Here is a 14,485-nt window from a genome sequence, read left to right as displayed (position 1 = left end):
GCGCGGAGTGTGGCGGGCGACGCCGGGGGTGTCACCGCGATTTCCCCGAGAGCAGAAGCCCGACACCCTACTCCGGCGGCGGGGCGTCATAGGGTAGGCCAAAATAGCGCATGATGTCGCCCGACCGCTGGTAGATGTCCATCTCGCTCATCCCGGCCTTCTCCATCATGAGATTCATCGGCCCGAAGTTCCGCTGGATGAAGCGCAGCAGCTCCATGGGGTCGCACTGCACCGCTGCCTCCGGCTCACCCAGGCGCTTGAAGGCCTCCAGCGTCGGCATCAGGCAGAGCGTCATCATCTTGAGCGTCTCGGTCCGCAGGTCGCAGAAGAAAAACCAGTAGGGCCACACCTTGTGGAGGTGGGCGTAGAACTTCCGGATCTCGGGAATCGCGTAGATCTCCTCCGGCACGTCGTCCCAGCCCTCGACGAAGAACTGGAAGGTTCCCATCAGCTCGGCCAGCTCCGGGCCCTCGGGCAGCGCTTCGAGGCCGTAGTGCTTGAGGAAGTGCGCGAGCTTGCGCTGCCGCACCTGCTGCTCGCGAAAGACCACCACGATGCCCTGGTCGCTCTCCTCCATGACTCAGTTCATCGACGGGTCGAAGCCCCGGTTCTCGATCCGCATGCCGAGAAGCTCAAGCTGGCGGCGTGCCTTGTCCACGTCCGCCGACCCGGGCTTGTGCTTCGGCATCAGCTGGGAGAATCGTCCCTCGCCCTCGCCGTAGTCCAGCGCACCACCGTCACCGAAGCCGGCGAAGCCCCCCTGCTCATGGCGGACGATGGGGATCAGCCGGGTGGCGGCGTGGTCGGCATCCTCCAGCAACAGCGCCACCATTTCCCGGCGGTCGGGTGACTCGGACGGTGCGACGCTGGTGTCCAGGTGACCGGAGGCATCCGGAAGTCGCACCCACGACTCGACGATCATCACCAGCGCCCGTGCCCGACAGGCCACGGCAAAGAGACGCGCCACCTCGGCGAAGCGGTCCTTGGCCTCGTCGTCGGCCAGCTCGGTCGGCATGCAGAAAACGTAGCCCTCGTCGGTGTCGGCGATCACCGTCGGCAATACGGAGCCGACCGTGCGCATCATGTGCAGCGCGTAGTCCTGTGCCTGGGCGGCCAGCTTTTCCAGCCGTTCCGGGTCGTCCTGTTGTCGCTTCCGCTTCACGGGCGCGACGCTACCCGCCACCCTGAGCACATGGCCAGAGAATCCACCGGTGCTTGCGTCGGCTTCCCGCGACCGCCAGCCTTGCCCGGCGCCCGGAAGCGCTGAAGCCGCATGCCTTTCTCCCCCGAAGTCCAGCAACTCATCGAGCAGGTCGAGACCACCTCGGGCCGCCCGGTGCACGCCTCCGAGGAGCCGGGGATGCAGTTGCGGGCCACGGTGGTCCCGGCGCGAGGCGAGGCACCCGCCCACCTGATCCGCTTCAAGCCGGGGATCCGCAACCTCGACTATCTGGTCGCGAGCCAGCTCATGTTCCTGCGGCGACGACTGGCCCTGCCGCCGGGTGAACGCTGGGACCTCGCCGGAACCTCCGCCGAGCAGGACGTGGCGATCCAACAGCTTGGTCTCGATGTCTTTCCCGACGACTTCGCCCGCAACATGGTCGGGCAGGTCATCAACCAGCTCCGCAGCTTTCCGGTCGGCTTCCGGGTCGATGCAGCCATCCGCGAGGAGTTTCCCGGCCTCCGCCAGCAGCAGCACGGCGAGATCGTCGCCCAGCTCGCCGAGATGGAGAAGGCGCTCGCTCCTCAGTTCCGGGGAAAATTCCCGCGCGGCATCGTCGACGCGAACACCACGATGAATGCCGCCTTCGCGATCCACTGGGCCGGCGTCCACGACGAGCCGCGCTACGCCATCCCCTTCGATGCCCTTGGCTACCGCGACCGGGCCGAGGAGCTGATCTCCGCCCTCGAAGTGGTCGATGACGACCCTTCCACCGACCGGGACCTCGTCATCTGCTGGGCCGCCACCCTCGACCTTGGCGGCGCGTTCCACTTCCACACTGAACCGTCCACCGACTGATGGCCGAGCTTCCCCATGACATCCGCTTCGCGCTCGACGAGTTCGACCGCAACCAGCTCCCGCAGCAGCAACGGGCGTTGAAGGGCGAGGCGTTCCAGGAAGCGGTGCGCGAGTATTTCACCCGGCAGTTCGCTCCGCACGGGGGAGCCGCCCAGATTGCCATCAGCGAGGACCTCGTCATCCTGCAGTGGGTCGAGCAGGCGGAGCCGGTTCCACTCACCGAGCGTGCCGCCGACCAGCTCCGCGAGGGCGACACGGAGAAGGGCATCGCCATGCTCCGCGTCGCCCTGAAGCGCAACCCGGACGACCCGGACGCCCTCTTCAACCTCGGCATGGCGCTCGGGAACGGGGGGCAGACCGAGGAGGCGGTCCAACTGCTTGGAAAACTCACTGCTTCCCACCCCGACTATCCCGGCGGAAACATCGCCCTCGGGGTGGCCTGCGGACGAGCCGGTCGCTGGGACGAGGCCATCGCCGCCTTCCGCGTCGCGGTGGAGCGCGACGCTCAGGACGGCCTCGCCCGCAAGAACCTCGGCGCGGCCCTCGCCCAGAACGGGCGCGTCGAGGAGGGGCTCGAACACCTCAAGGCCGCCGTGGTCCTGCTCCAAGACGATCCCGAGGCGTGGCTCAACATCGCGATGGCCCTCGAACAGACCGGCGTGACCGACGAGGCCGAAACCGCCTACCGCCGGGTGATCTCGCTCGACAAGAGCGGCACGCTGGCCGGACGCGCCGAGCAACGGCTTACCCGGATCGCCTCCGACCGCTTCACCTCGGCAGAGCCCCCGGAACTCCGCGAGGAAGCCGTCGCCCATCTTGTCGAGGCCCTGAAGCGCTTCGCCACCATGACCGACGAGCAGGTCCGCGACCTCACCTTCGAGATCGCCATGCTCGGCTCCAAGGGCCTCTCCATTCGCAACCGCGAGCCGGTCCACACCCTGCGCAACCTTCCAGGGAAGTTCTCCGGACTGGAGCTGCTGTGCCTCGAATACGCCGGCTTCCAGCGCATCGACCCGTCCGTGGACATCGGCATCGACCTGTCGGCGGAGTATGCGGAGGCGAGGAGGCGGGCTGACACGAGATAGAATGCTCCCCAAGTCCGCCTCCAGAATCTCTTGCGGTCCTCAGCCATGTGCTCCGGGCTGAAGGCACTCCGTCAAAGTCTCAGATTCTAACTGTGGGTCAGCGTCTACTCTTCCATTTCCTCCCCGCCCCCCCCACGATGGCCCCTGAATTCGAGAAGCAGAATCACACCCGACCATATGGGACTGCCCCTGTAAGTGTCCCACCCAGCTTGCTAGGAAGGCCCCGATTAAGCATCCGCTCATGCCACGAACCGCACCCACGAACCCCTACAGCTTCGGCTTCACCGCCGCCTCCCTGCGCCCCGAGCTGGCAGGCGTCATGGCTGAGCTGTATTTTGAGCACGGGTCCTGGGAGCAGACGCGTGATGTGGTTCTGGAGACCAACGCGCTCCAGTGCCGATCCAGCGCGAGCAGCAACCGCCTCGAAAGGGAACTGCGGCCGCGGCTTGAGACTCTCACGCCCGAGGAACTGGCACTCCTCAATACCGGCACGCTGGAGAGCAGGGTTGCCCTGTCATGGCTGGCTGCGGTGAAACGCCACACCTTCCTGCATGATTTCGCATCCGAGCTGCTTCGCTCCAAACTCGACCTCCATGATGCCGTCCTCCGGGCGTCCGATTACGAATCGTTCGTCGAGGAGAAGGCGGTTCGTCACCCCGAAGTCGAAGCCCTCAGTGACACGACCCAGGGAAAGATCCAGCGCGTCGTCCTGCGGATGCTCCGAGAAGTGGGAATCCTCGTGAAGGGGCCGGAACTGGGGTCTCTGGCGCGTCCAATCGTGCCCCCCGAAGTGGAAGATGCCATCAGGGCCGACGATCCACGCTGGCTGGCTGCCTTCCTTGTCCCCGAAGCCCAAATCTGATCCATGTCGACGTCCCTATCCCCAAGCGAAATCTCCGAGAGGCTGTTCGATATTCTGAGCAGCACGCGCTTTCTCGACATGGAGGGCCTCGGCAACGAGGTGCCCATCTTCATTCAGCCGTATCCGGTCGCTGAAGAGGAACTCATGTCCTCACTTGTCAGGTCGCTGGTGGCGAGGATGAACAACGCGGGGATCTCGACCACTCATGTCGACCTCTTCGACCTGATCGTCGAACTGCTGAAAGCCTCCGGACGCCTCTCCCGGATCACCGAGAAGGAACCTTCGCTGACCCGCCAGAAGATGACGGAGCTGATGTCGAATCTCGCCGACCCCGGCAAGGTGGTGGTGCCGGCCTTGGCAAAGAAGATGGCGGAGCCTGGCGTGAGAATCACCATCCTGACGGGAGCCGGACACGTCTATCCCTTCCTCCGCACCCACCAGCTCCTGGAAGAGATCCAGGCGTCCATGATGCACCACCCCTTGGTCTTGTTCTTCCCGGGTGAATACACCCAGACCAAGGGCCTCGGCTCCCAGCTTCGCCTCTTCGGAACTCAGCCTGCCAAGGGCTACTACCGCGCCTTCAATCTCGATCAATACCGTCTTCACCAGTCATGAGAATCTCGGAACTATTCGTCAAACCGGTCGAACGCCCCATCGAAGGGGTCATCAAGGCTGACGACCAACGCCATCTCGAAACCGAGGTCGAGGAGTTCGTCATCACCCGCGAGATCGCCAAGGGGCTCTCCGAGTTCGTCGAGCGCTACCTTGATGAGCCCGGCACGAATGGCGTGTGGATCTCCGGTTTCTTCGGGTCAGGTAAGTCGCACCTGCTCAAGATCGTGTCCCTGTTGCTCGACCGCAACCCGCTCCCCAGCGGTCGACACCCATCGGAGATCATCCTGCCGAAGATCGAAGACGAGATCCTGCGGGGGGACCTTCAGCGGGCCTGCCAAGTGCCGGCTACGAGCGTCCTTTTCAATATCGACCAGAAGGCCGACCAAATCGGAGGTGATCCCGGCGCACCGATCCTGAGCGTGTTCCTGAAGGTGCTCAATGAACTCCGCGGCTACCATGGCAAGCAGGGCCACATCGCGCAGTTCGAGCACGGCTTGGCGAAGAAGGGGCAGCTCGACGGGTTCAAAGCGGCGTGGCAGAGCGCCACCGGCACTTCGTGGGAGGATGCACGGATCGATGTCGAATACCTGGAGAACGAGACCTTCGCGAAGGTGTATTCCGAGTTTGCGGGTGTCGCCGAGGACGAGGCGCTCCGCCTGTTCGACCGGTCCCGCGAGAGCTTTAAAGTCTCCATCGAGTCCTTTGCCCGGCAGGTGAAAGAATACATCGACTCTCAGGGCCCGGACTTCCGCCTAAATTTCTTCGTTGATGAGGTTGGACAGTTCATCGGTCAGGATTCGAAAATGATGCTCAATTTGCAGACGGTCGCTGAAAGCCTTTCAACCATCTGCGACGGACGCTCGTGGATCCTCGTGACTTCCCAAGGCGACCTCGAAACCGTCTTGGGTGAGTTGAAGAAGGAGCAAGGCGACGATTTTACCAAGATTCAGGCACGGTTCAAAACGCGGCCCAGCCTCACCAGCGCTGACGTGAAGGAGGTCATCCAGAAGCGCCTGCTGGCGAAGACGGAAGCCGAGCCGGAGAGCCTTACCACAATCTATGACAGGGAGAAGGAAAACCTCGTGACGCTCTACCGGTTCAGCGACGACTCGGTGCAATACAAGGGCTGGCGAGGAAGTGACGAATTCTGTGACCTCTACCCCTTTCATCCCTATCAGTTCGAGCTTTTTCAGCGAAGTATCGAGCAACTGTCCCGCCATAACATGTTTACCGGACGTCATACCTCGGTGGGCGAACGCTCGATGCTGGAAGTCTTCCAGAGCGTTGTGAAGGAGATGCGCTCCGAGTCTGTCGGTGGGCTCGCTACCTTCGACCGGATGTTCGAAGGGATCGCCTCGACACTCCGAGGCGACCTGTTGACGTCGGTCCACGCTGCCGCCAGAAACCTGGACAACCCGCTTGCCGTCCGCGGTCTCAAAGCCCTGTTTCTCTTGAAATGGGTAAGGGCTTTCAAGGCCACGCCGCGAAACGTCGCGATCCTCTTGATTGATCGGCCCGATGTAGACATCGCCGCCCACGAGAAGGTGGTCAAGGAGGCCCTCGAACTGCTGGCGCGCCAGTCTTACCTTCAGCGCAACAGCGACGTTTACGAATTCCTCACCGACACCGAAAAGGACATCGAGGTCGAGATCAAGAACACCGACATCGACGAGTCGGAAGTGACCAAGCTGCTCTCGGCCATCCTCTTCTCGGATGTCCTGCGGGACCCCAAGGTCCGCTACGAGGCCAATAGCCAGGACTACGCCTACGCGCGGAAGCTCGACGATCAGCTTGTCGGGAAGGATTCCGAAGTCGCTCTCAATATCATTACCCCGGAACACTCGAACCACGGGAACCAGACCGCCCTGGCCGCGCAATGCACCGGGAAGCCGGAACTGGTTTTCGTGCTGCCGCCCGACCTGCACCTGATGGACGAGGTCCGGCTTTTCCTGAAGACCCAGAAGTTCATCCAGCAGAACAGCGGTTCCGGCACCGACGAAGCACGGCGCTCGATCCTCAACGAGCGCGGTCGCCAGAACAGCACCCGCCGCACTGGCCTCAAGGAGCTGTGCTCGGACCTGTTCACGAAGGGGCCCGTCTTCCTGAACGGTTCGAAGCTGGAAAGCCTGAGCTACTCTGAGCCGCGAAACCGCTTCCACAAGGCCGCCCAGGAACTCATCGCGTTCGCCTTCCCCAACCTGCGGATGCTCAAGGGGAACTACGACGAGAACACCCTCTCCGCCGCCCTCCTCAGCGACGACGACCTGCTGACAAGCGGTCAGCAGCCGCTCTCGGAGGCGGAGCAGGAGATCCTGACCTACGTGCAGCGCAACCAGAACGAGGGCGAGCGCACCTCGGCCGAGGAAATGATCCGCCAGTTCGGCCGCCGGCCCTACGGATGGTATCCCATGGCCGTCGCGACGCTTCTCGGCCGCCTCTTCCGCATGGGCAAGGTCGAGTTGCGGACCACCGAACCCCTGGACGCCCGCGGAGCCCTCGAATGCCTCAAGAACTCGCGACAGCACGGTGCCCTTCGGGTCCGCCTGCAGGAACAGTTCGATTCCACCAAGATCAACGCCCTGAAACGCTTCCACCAAGAGTTCTTCGACCGCCCCAACGGGGGGACCGATGCCCGCTCTGTCGGCCAGCTTACCGCCGAGGCATTTTCTGGGGAGAAGCGGGATCTCGGCGTCTTGCTGGACCAGACCACTCGCTATTCCTTCCTCGGGAAGCTCCAGCCTGCCGCCGACAGGATCGGCCAGTTGGCGGACAAGGATTACGCCTACTTCCTCAATCACCTGGGGGACTTCGAGGACGAGCTGCTCGACGCGAAGGAGGACTACCTCGATCCAATCAAGTCCTTTATGCACGGCGCCCAGCGCGTCGCCTACGATGAGGTCATTGCGTTCCTCAAGGAGGAAGAGGCGAACTTCCCGGATCTTCCCCAGGAGGAGGTTCAGCCTCTTCGTGATCTGGCGGCTGCGGAAGCGCCGTATCGTGGAAACGGGATCCCCGCCGCCAAGACCGCTGTGACGACATTACGCCAGCGGATCGACGAGTTGCTTTCCGCCGAGCGTGCCGCCGCCACCTCGGCGCTCGATGATCACGAGCAGCGGATCCGGGCCTTGGACGACTTCACCAAGCTCGATGCCTCGGACCAAGCCGAGGTTCTCGCGAAGACCACGGAGGCCCGCAGCGCCATCGCCTCAGCCCGATTCCTGACCGCCATCCGCGACAGACTGAACCGCTATCGTGACCAGGACTACCCGGCCCAGCTGGAACTCGCCGCCCGCCTCGCGACTCCCGCCGAACCTCAGAAGCCCGGCGACCCCACTCCTCCTCCAACTCCGGCTGCCACCTACGTTCCAGCCAGTTCGCTCCGGGCGGACTGCAACCTGCCCTACATCGGCACCGAGGCCGAACTCGACGCATGGCTGGCAGCGCTGAAAGCGGCTGCGCTCGAAGAAATTGCGAAAGGACATCGAATCAGCCTTTGAAGATGTTCCAGGTCCATCCAGAACACCTTGCCAAGCTGAAGGAGTACTTTCCGAAGGCGCCTACTCAGCTGGCGGTGGGAGATAGCCCGCGGAGCTACTGTCAACGTCTCGAGGACATCACAGATGCCACGCTCGTCTGGCCGAAAGAAATCACTGACGACGCCCTTTCTCGGGACGGTCTGGGGAAATTGTGCAGGAAGCCTTCGACAGATGACCTTGTTTGCTATGCCGCAACGATGGCTTGGGGGGGACGGGGAGTGGATTCCCCGAATTACCGAATGAGTTTGGAGGGAAAGTCCTTCGCTGCACTCAAAGGAGCGATTTCGAGCCTCCGAAGCTCGACGAGTTCACGTCAGGCGGCTTTCGAAGACTTCCAATCTGCTGCATGGAACATCAAAGGGCTCAAGGTCTCATTTTATACCAAGCTCTTATTCTTCCTTCGCAGGAATAGAAAAGGAGACAAGCCAGCCTACATTCTTGACCAATTCACCGCCAAGAGTGCCTATCTTCTGTTTCCCGACAATCGCCCGGAAAAGTTCCTTACCACTGGAGGGTTCCCTCGTCCCGATCTTCATTCGGAGGATTACGAGTGGTTTTGCCAGGCTTTGGAGGATCTGGGCAAGCAACTCAAGTGGACGGGCGAGCAGGTCGAGATGGCCTTGTTCGATGGCAGGGGGGGAGACTGGAGGAATTACATCCAGTCGTTTTTCCTTGCCCGATCAAACCGTCGTCGAGCTCCTAAAAAGCGGACGAATGCAGTGCCCGCTGCCAAGGGGGCCAAGCACGGGCTCGCGACGACGGTTGCTGCCGAACACATCCGCTCTTACGCGGGCGGGCTGGAGCTTCCGACTCCCAACGCTTCCGTGAATGCCAGCGCAAAGGTCAACTGTGGAAACCTGAACGAACTCAATTGGCACTACGTCGTAGTCGGCGACGAGGTTCGGGCCGCTGTGTTCATCCCTTCGGGCCAAATTCGGCGCTACAATGCGCTCCGAAAGCGGCTCGGAATCACAGGCCACAACTTTGGAGGGGGGATTGTGGGCACGGGCTCCAAAGGCGGCAAATCCTGCACGCTATCCATCAGCACTCAAGGAGGCTATACCACCGACCCGTCCGCGTGGCCCGGGATCGCGAATCTTGCCGTTAGGCGTATGCACGATCTCTTCACCACCGTCGCTGAAATCATCTGAACCAATCTGCTGCTCCCGAATGAACACCTCCTCCCTCAAGTCTTTTGCCCCGGAAGTCCGCACCCAGCTCATGGAGGCGGTGGACCGCAAGCTCGATTACGTCCTCACCGCCGACACCCCGGACCTCCGGGAGATGGGACTCCAGGTCGCTGCCCTGCGCCGGGAGGCGGAAAAGAACCGCAAGGCCCTCATCGAACGCGTCGCCTACACCTGGTTCAACCGCCTCGCCGCGCTGCGCTTTCTCGATGCCCGGGGCTGGCATCCCTTCAAGGCCCGCGTCCTCACCCCGGCCACGCGGGACGAGACTCAGCCGGAAATCCTCAAGCTCCTCCGCTCAGGCTCCCTGCCTGAGGAACTCCGCCCTCACACCGACCTCCAGCGCCTCAATGACCTGCTCGACGGTCGCCTCCCCACCGCCATTGCCGGGGCCGATCCCCAGGGCGAGGCCTACCGCGGCCTCATCCTCGCCGCCTGCCGCTGCTACCACGCGCTGATGCCCTTCCTCTTCGAGGCCATCGACGACGAAACCGAGCTGCTCCTGCCCGACGACCTGCTCACCGCCACCTCCGTCGCGGAGGGCTTCCGCACCGAGATCATCGACGACGACTGCGCCGAGGTCGAGATCCTCGGCTGGCTCTACCAGTTCTACATCTCCGAGAAAAAGGACGCCGTCATGGCCCGCAAGAAGGCCGTGCCCAGCGAGGACATCCCCGCCGTCACCCAGCTCTTCACCCCGCACTGGATCGTCCGCTACCTCGTCGAGAACTCCCTCGGCCGCCTCTGGCTGCGCTCCCGCCCGAACTCCCGGCTCAAGGAGCACATGCCCTACTACGTCGAGGATCCCGACTCGTCCTCCGAAGCCTCGGCGAAGGGGGAGGGACAAACGCCCGCCGACAGCCTCACCGTCGCCACGCCCGAGGAAATCAAGCTCCTCGACCCCGCCTGCGGCTCCGGCCACATGCTCACCTACGCCTTCGACCTGCTGGTGAAAATCTACGAGGAGGAAGGCCACGCCCCTAGCGAGATCCCGGAAAAGATCCTCACCCACAACCTCTTCGGCCTGGAAATCTGCCCCCGTGCCGCCCAGCTCGCCCAGTTCGCTCTTGTCTGCAAGGCCCGCGAACAATCCCGCACTGCCTTCCGCCGTCCCGTCCAGCCGCAGATCATGTGCCTGCGAGACGTCGCCCTCACTCCGGACGAAGTGAAGGGCTTCACCGACGCCACCGGCATCAAATTCAGCCATGACGAACTCGCCCAGATCCACCAGTTCCGGGAGAACACCGAGACCTTCGGCTCGCTCATCCAGCCTGTGCTCGATGGGAAACAACTCATCGCCCTCAAGGGGAAGATCGCTGAGCAGCCACCCGCCGGTGACCTCCTCGTGCAAAACACGCATCGCAAGCTGCGCCTCGTCGCCGATCAGGCAGAGATGCTCAGTCAACGGTATCAGATAGTGGTGGCGAATCCGCCGTATCTCGGAGGAAGGCAAATGTCTGAAGCACTCAAGAGTTTCGCCAAGGAATTCTATCCAGGATCAAAAGCTGATCTGTTCTCCATGTTCATCGACCGCGGATTCTCTCTCGCTGCTGAACACGGTTACAATGCGATGATTACAATGCAGAGCTGGATGTTTCTTTCCAGCTTCGAATTGATTCGGAAATCCATTGTCATGAGAAAGCGGATGCTGACGATGGCGCACTTGGGCTCACGAGCTTTCGACTCCATCGCCGGAGAAGTTGTTCAAGCCACAGCATTTGTAGTCCAAAATGACCCTCCCGGAAAATCACTTGCTACATACTTCCGCCTCGTGGAAGGGGCATCCGAGGAGCAGAAATCAGAAGCATTCAAAAAGGCAATTTCCAAGAAGGGATCAGCTATCAGTTACTCAGTCTCGTCTTCAGCATTCGCTTCAATACCCGGAAGCCCTGTGGCCTATTGGGCACCCGAAGCTATGTTAGATTCGTTCAAGACTGGGACATCACTAAAAGATGTTTCGAAGCCGTTGCAAGGAGCAACAACTTCAGACAATGCTCGGTTCCTTCGGCAATGGCATGAGGTTGGATTCCCTCAAATTGGATTCGCTTGTGACAGTCGGCAGGCTGCCAAAGGCAGTGGTTTAAAGTGGTTTCCCTACAACAAAGGTGGTGAGTATCGCAAATGGTATGGCAATCAAGAATTTGTGATCAACTACTTGAACGATGGAGAGGAAATAAAGGCCTTCCACGATGAGCTAAACAAAACAAGCCCTGGGGGCAGACTGAAGAATCAGCAGTGCTATTTCAAGAAATGCATCTCGTGGTCCAAAATTGGAGCCGGTGACTTCGCTATCCGATTTTTCCCCACAGGTTTCATCTTCGACGTGGCTGGGTCGGCTCTGTTTCCGACAACTGACAAAGAAATCTCGAAACTCGGTAGTCTCTTGAATTCCTGCGTTTCACGACTCGGCTTACAGCTATTGTCCCCAACTCTCAATTTTGAAGCAGAGCACCTATGTGCATTACCGGTGCTTCAACTTGCTTCGAAAAATGAATGTTTTGACGAGTTGGTAGATCTCGCCCGTGCCGACTGGGACAACTTCGAAACCAGTTGGGACTTCCGCGACCTGCCGCTGCTGCGCTCCGGAGATTGGGAAGTCGAGCCCGGCCAGCCCGGCGGCCCGTGGAAGGGCCGCACCCTCGCTGAGTCGTGGGCCAACTACGTCGCCTACTGCACCGCCGCCATCCGGCGCATGCAGGAGCTGGAGACCGAAAACAACCGCCTCTGGATCGACGCCTACGGCCTGCAGGACGAGCTGACACCCGAAGTCCCCGAGGACGAGATCACCCTCGCCCGCGCCGACTCCAAAAAGGACATGGCCGCCTTCCTCTCCTACGCCGTCGGCTGCATGATGGGCCGCTACAGCCTCGACCACCCCGGCCTCATCCTCGCCGACGCCGGCGACACGGTGGAGAACTACCTCGCCAAGACCTGGCAGCGCACTGAGCCACTCGATGAGAAGCGTGCGATCCAAGATCCCGAGTCCGTGGTGCTCATCCCGGATGCACAATGCTCTTGCTTTGCCTGCGACAAAGTTGGCCCGACGGAAGAGGCCCGCTTCATCCTCGCGGATCTCTACGACCGGGAGGAAGGCGAGATCAAAGGGCGCCCGATGATCTATTGCGAATCATGCGCCACGGAGAACGCAGACCGGATCGTTCTCAACCGTCCCCTGACACAATTTTCTGTGCAAGATGGCCTCACTCAGGAGTGGGCAGAACCTGAGACACTCGGGGCGTTCCTTGATCTGGCCAAATGCTTCGCCCACCGCATTCCTCGATCTCGGGATGAAATCACATTTCCTCCCGACGACGACGCCATCGTCCCGCTCCTCGACGGCGAGTGGTTCACCGACGACATCGTCGCCCGGACAAGAGAACTCCTCCGCGTCACCTTCGGCGACGACACCCTGGAGGAGAACCTCCGCTTCATCGAGGACGCGCTCGGCAAGGACCTGCGGAAGTACTTCCTCACCGACTTTTACAAGGACCACCTCCAGACCTACAAGAAGCGCCCGATCTACTGGCTGTTCCAGAGCCCGAAGAAGGGCTTCGGCGCTCTCGTCTACCTCCACCGCTACACCAGGGACACCGTCAACACCCTGCTCAACGACTACCTCCGCGACTTCCTCAAGAAGCTGGAATCGCGGATCGAGCACCTGGAGCACGTCCAGGACACGGCCAGCAGCGCCCGCGAGAAGAATGCGGCGGCCAAGGAGGAAGCCAAGCTCAAGAAGACCCTCAAGGAATGCCGCGAATGGGAACGCGACGTCCTCCTTCCGCTCGCCCAGCAACGCCTCGAAATCGACCTCGATGACGGCGTGAAGGCGAACTACCCGAAATTCGGCAAAGCCTTGGCTTCGGTCCCGGGGATGAAGAGCGAAGATTGAACCGATGATCACTCCAGCAGACTACACGGACGATCTTGCCACTGCAGAGGAGTTTCTCGCGCACCTCCGCCCCTCAGGGGCACATTGGCGGACGTTCGTGCGAGGCAAGTTGCGTTGGGTCTTCCGTGGACAGCGTGATGCTAGCTGGAGGCTATTGCCGTCGGCTTGGCGCACCGACTGCACGACCCGTGAGGAGATTCGACTTCTCAGCAACGCCACCTACGGCGTGGATACCCTCGGCTCCATGAGCTGCATGCTCGATTGCTGCTCGCTAACCGTGCCAGAAGCAGTGGCTGATGTTCATCGTCAATCCAACAATGAGCTAGGCATGCTTCAGGAGTTCATTGTGCACTCAAACTACGCGGGACTTCCTTTTCCCCATTCGTCGGTCGACATCCGAGTTCAAGATTTTGGTTGGGCAGCCTCATTCTCGGAGCACATCGAAGACTCTTATCCAGGATTTGAACATCGCAGGAGCAAGATCTTCGATCAGGTTCTTCAAACTCAGGCGATCGAAATCCCGGAAGAAGTATACCGCGAGATCCCGAAGGAAGAGCATCATCACTTTCGCGCCTTGGAAAGGAGCTGGCCGAGCGTCGCCAACTTCACGATGCGGAACTCGGTCGCCGCCCTGGCGCAGCACCACGGAGTACCAACCAGGCTGCTCGACTGGAGCCACGACTCCCGGAAAGCAGCGTTCTTCGCAGGCTCCGGGCTGGGCGAGGACGCATTGGGTGAGGATAAGAAGATCGCAGTGTTCGCGGTAAACCCCTTCATGCTCCGGAATCACACGTTGTCCGAGTCGGAGCTGGGAGAAGGAGAAGACGACAGGGAAGCGGCCGAAGTCCTCCTCTCGTCGCATTCCTTGTTTGTCGAGAAAACCGACACCACCTCGTATCTCGCAGCCCAAGAGGGTTTGTTCACTTGTCCCGAGTACGCGGATCTATTTCGCATCCTCACGGGTGAATACCCCACGATTGATCTCGGCTTAGAGAAGATGGCGACCTGGCGGGCCAAGCATTCCGAGGCTGGCGACCATGCACCCAATATCAGGGACTACATTCGGAGAGTCACATTGCCCTATTCGGAGGTCGATCAGTTGATGGAGTTGCTCGACGACGAACGGATCATGCTCACCACCCTCATGCCGAACCTAGATCGATTCAAACAATGCATGCTGGAGAGATCCAGGCGGAAGCAGCGCATCGCTTCCCGGCAAGCCACCTAAAAACGTTCCCCGCCTGATCCATGTCACCACAAATTCAGATCGCCATCACAGAGGCTCTCGACG

General features: G+C 61.1%; 10 protein-coding genes. 8 read left to right on the top strand and 2 right to left on the bottom strand.

Annotated elements, in window-relative coordinates:
- Positions 1–67: 67 nt before the first annotated feature.
- Together ACG2LG_RS02865 and ACG2LG_RS02860 are read right to left on the bottom strand one after the other, a co-directional pair.
- On the bottom strand, positions 68–577 hold the full coding sequence (locus ACG2LG_RS02865) for a hypothetical protein (protein WP_396256136.1): 510 nt from the start codon (positions 575–577) through the stop codon (positions 68–70).
- A gap of 3 nt (positions 578–580) precedes the next feature.
- Positions 581–1,162, bottom strand: coding sequence for a hypothetical protein (locus tag ACG2LG_RS02860; protein WP_396256135.1), 582 nt, complete (start codon positions 1,160–1,162; stop codon positions 581–583).
- A gap of 111 nt (positions 1,163–1,273) precedes the next feature.
- Here ACG2LG_RS02860 and ACG2LG_RS02855 point away from each other — a divergent pair, with 111 nt between their 5' ends.
- From ACG2LG_RS02855 to ACG2LG_RS02820, 8 genes are all read left to right on the top strand, one after another.
- A complete protein-coding gene (locus ACG2LG_RS02855; RefSeq protein ID WP_396256133.1) occupies positions 1,274–2,020 on the top strand; it encodes a hypothetical protein in 747 nt (248 codons plus the stop codon).
- On the top strand, positions 2,020–3,105 hold the full coding sequence (locus tag ACG2LG_RS02850) for a tetratricopeptide repeat protein (protein ID WP_396256131.1): 1,086 nt from the start codon (positions 2,020–2,022) through the stop codon (positions 3,103–3,105). The genes ACG2LG_RS02855 and ACG2LG_RS02850 overlap by 1 nt, the downstream gene beginning before the upstream one ends.
- 241 nt (positions 3,106–3,346) lie before the next feature.
- Positions 3,347–3,967, top strand: a complete 621-nt coding sequence (locus tag ACG2LG_RS02845) for a DUF1819 family protein (protein WP_396256130.1) — start codon at positions 3,347–3,349, stop codon at positions 3,965–3,967.
- Positions 3,968–3,970: 3 nt separating this feature from the next.
- Positions 3,971–4,582, top strand: coding sequence for a DUF1788 domain-containing protein (locus ACG2LG_RS02840; RefSeq protein ID WP_396256129.1), 612 nt, complete (start codon positions 3,971–3,973; stop codon positions 4,580–4,582).
- A complete protein-coding gene (brxC, locus tag ACG2LG_RS02835; RefSeq protein WP_396256128.1) occupies positions 4,579–8,079 on the top strand; it encodes a BREX system P-loop protein BrxC in 3,501 nt (1,166 codons plus the stop codon). Before ACG2LG_RS02840 ends, brxC begins: the two co-directional genes overlap by 4 nt.
- Before the next feature lie 2 nt (positions 8,080–8,081).
- Positions 8,082–9,269 carry a hypothetical protein gene (locus tag ACG2LG_RS02830; protein ID WP_396256126.1) on the top strand — a complete coding sequence of 396 codons (1,188 nt, stop codon included), beginning with the start codon at positions 8,082–8,084 and terminating at the stop codon, positions 9,267–9,269.
- A gap of 19 nt (positions 9,270–9,288) precedes the next feature.
- Positions 9,289–13,194, top strand: coding sequence for a BREX-1 system adenine-specific DNA-methyltransferase PglX (gene pglX, locus ACG2LG_RS02825; RefSeq protein ID WP_396256124.1), 3,906 nt, complete (start codon positions 9,289–9,291; stop codon positions 13,192–13,194).
- Positions 13,195–13,198: 4 nt separating this feature from the next.
- Complete coding sequence (locus tag ACG2LG_RS02820; RefSeq protein WP_396256123.1) at positions 13,199–14,422, top strand: FRG domain-containing protein; 1,224 nt, start codon at positions 13,199–13,201, stop codon at positions 14,420–14,422.
- Positions 14,423–14,485 lie beyond the last annotated feature (63 nt).

It is taken from the genome of Haloferula sp. A504, assembly GCF_044385805.1.
Taxonomy (GTDB): Bacteria; Verrucomicrobiota; Verrucomicrobiia; order Verrucomicrobiales; family Akkermansiaceae; genus Haloferula.
The sequence above is the reverse complement of the archived record's forward strand: the minus strand, read 5'-3'. Positions and strand labels throughout refer to the sequence as shown.

Bases quoted from the DNA above. Each gene is read 5' to 3' on its own strand.
- brxC (WP_396256128.1), top strand. From the start codon at position 4,579: ATGAGAATCTCGGAACTATTCGTCAAACCGGTCGAACGCCCCATCGAA.
- ACG2LG_RS02850 (WP_396256131.1), top strand. From the start codon at position 2,020: ATGGCCGAGCTTCCCCATGACATCCGCTTCGCGCTCGACGAGTTCGAC.
- ACG2LG_RS02820 (WP_396256123.1), top strand. From the start codon at position 13,199: ATGATCACTCCAGCAGACTACACGGACGATCTTGCCACTGCAGAGGAG.
- ACG2LG_RS02830 (WP_396256126.1), top strand. From the start codon at position 8,082: ATGTTCCAGGTCCATCCAGAACACCTTGCCAAGCTGAAGGAGTACTTT.
- ACG2LG_RS02855 (WP_396256133.1), top strand. From the start codon at position 1,274: ATGCCTTTCTCCCCCGAAGTCCAGCAACTCATCGAGCAGGTCGAGACC.
- ACG2LG_RS02840 (WP_396256129.1), top strand. From the start codon at position 3,971: ATGTCGACGTCCCTATCCCCAAGCGAAATCTCCGAGAGGCTGTTCGAT.
- pglX (WP_396256124.1), top strand. From the start codon at position 9,289: ATGAACACCTCCTCCCTCAAGTCTTTTGCCCCGGAAGTCCGCACCCAG.
- ACG2LG_RS02845 (WP_396256130.1), top strand. From the start codon at position 3,347: ATGCCACGAACCGCACCCACGAACCCCTACAGCTTCGGCTTCACCGCC.
- ACG2LG_RS02865 (WP_396256136.1), bottom strand. From the start codon at position 577: ATGGAGGAGAGCGACCAGGGCATCGTGGTGGTCTTTCGCGAGCAGCAG.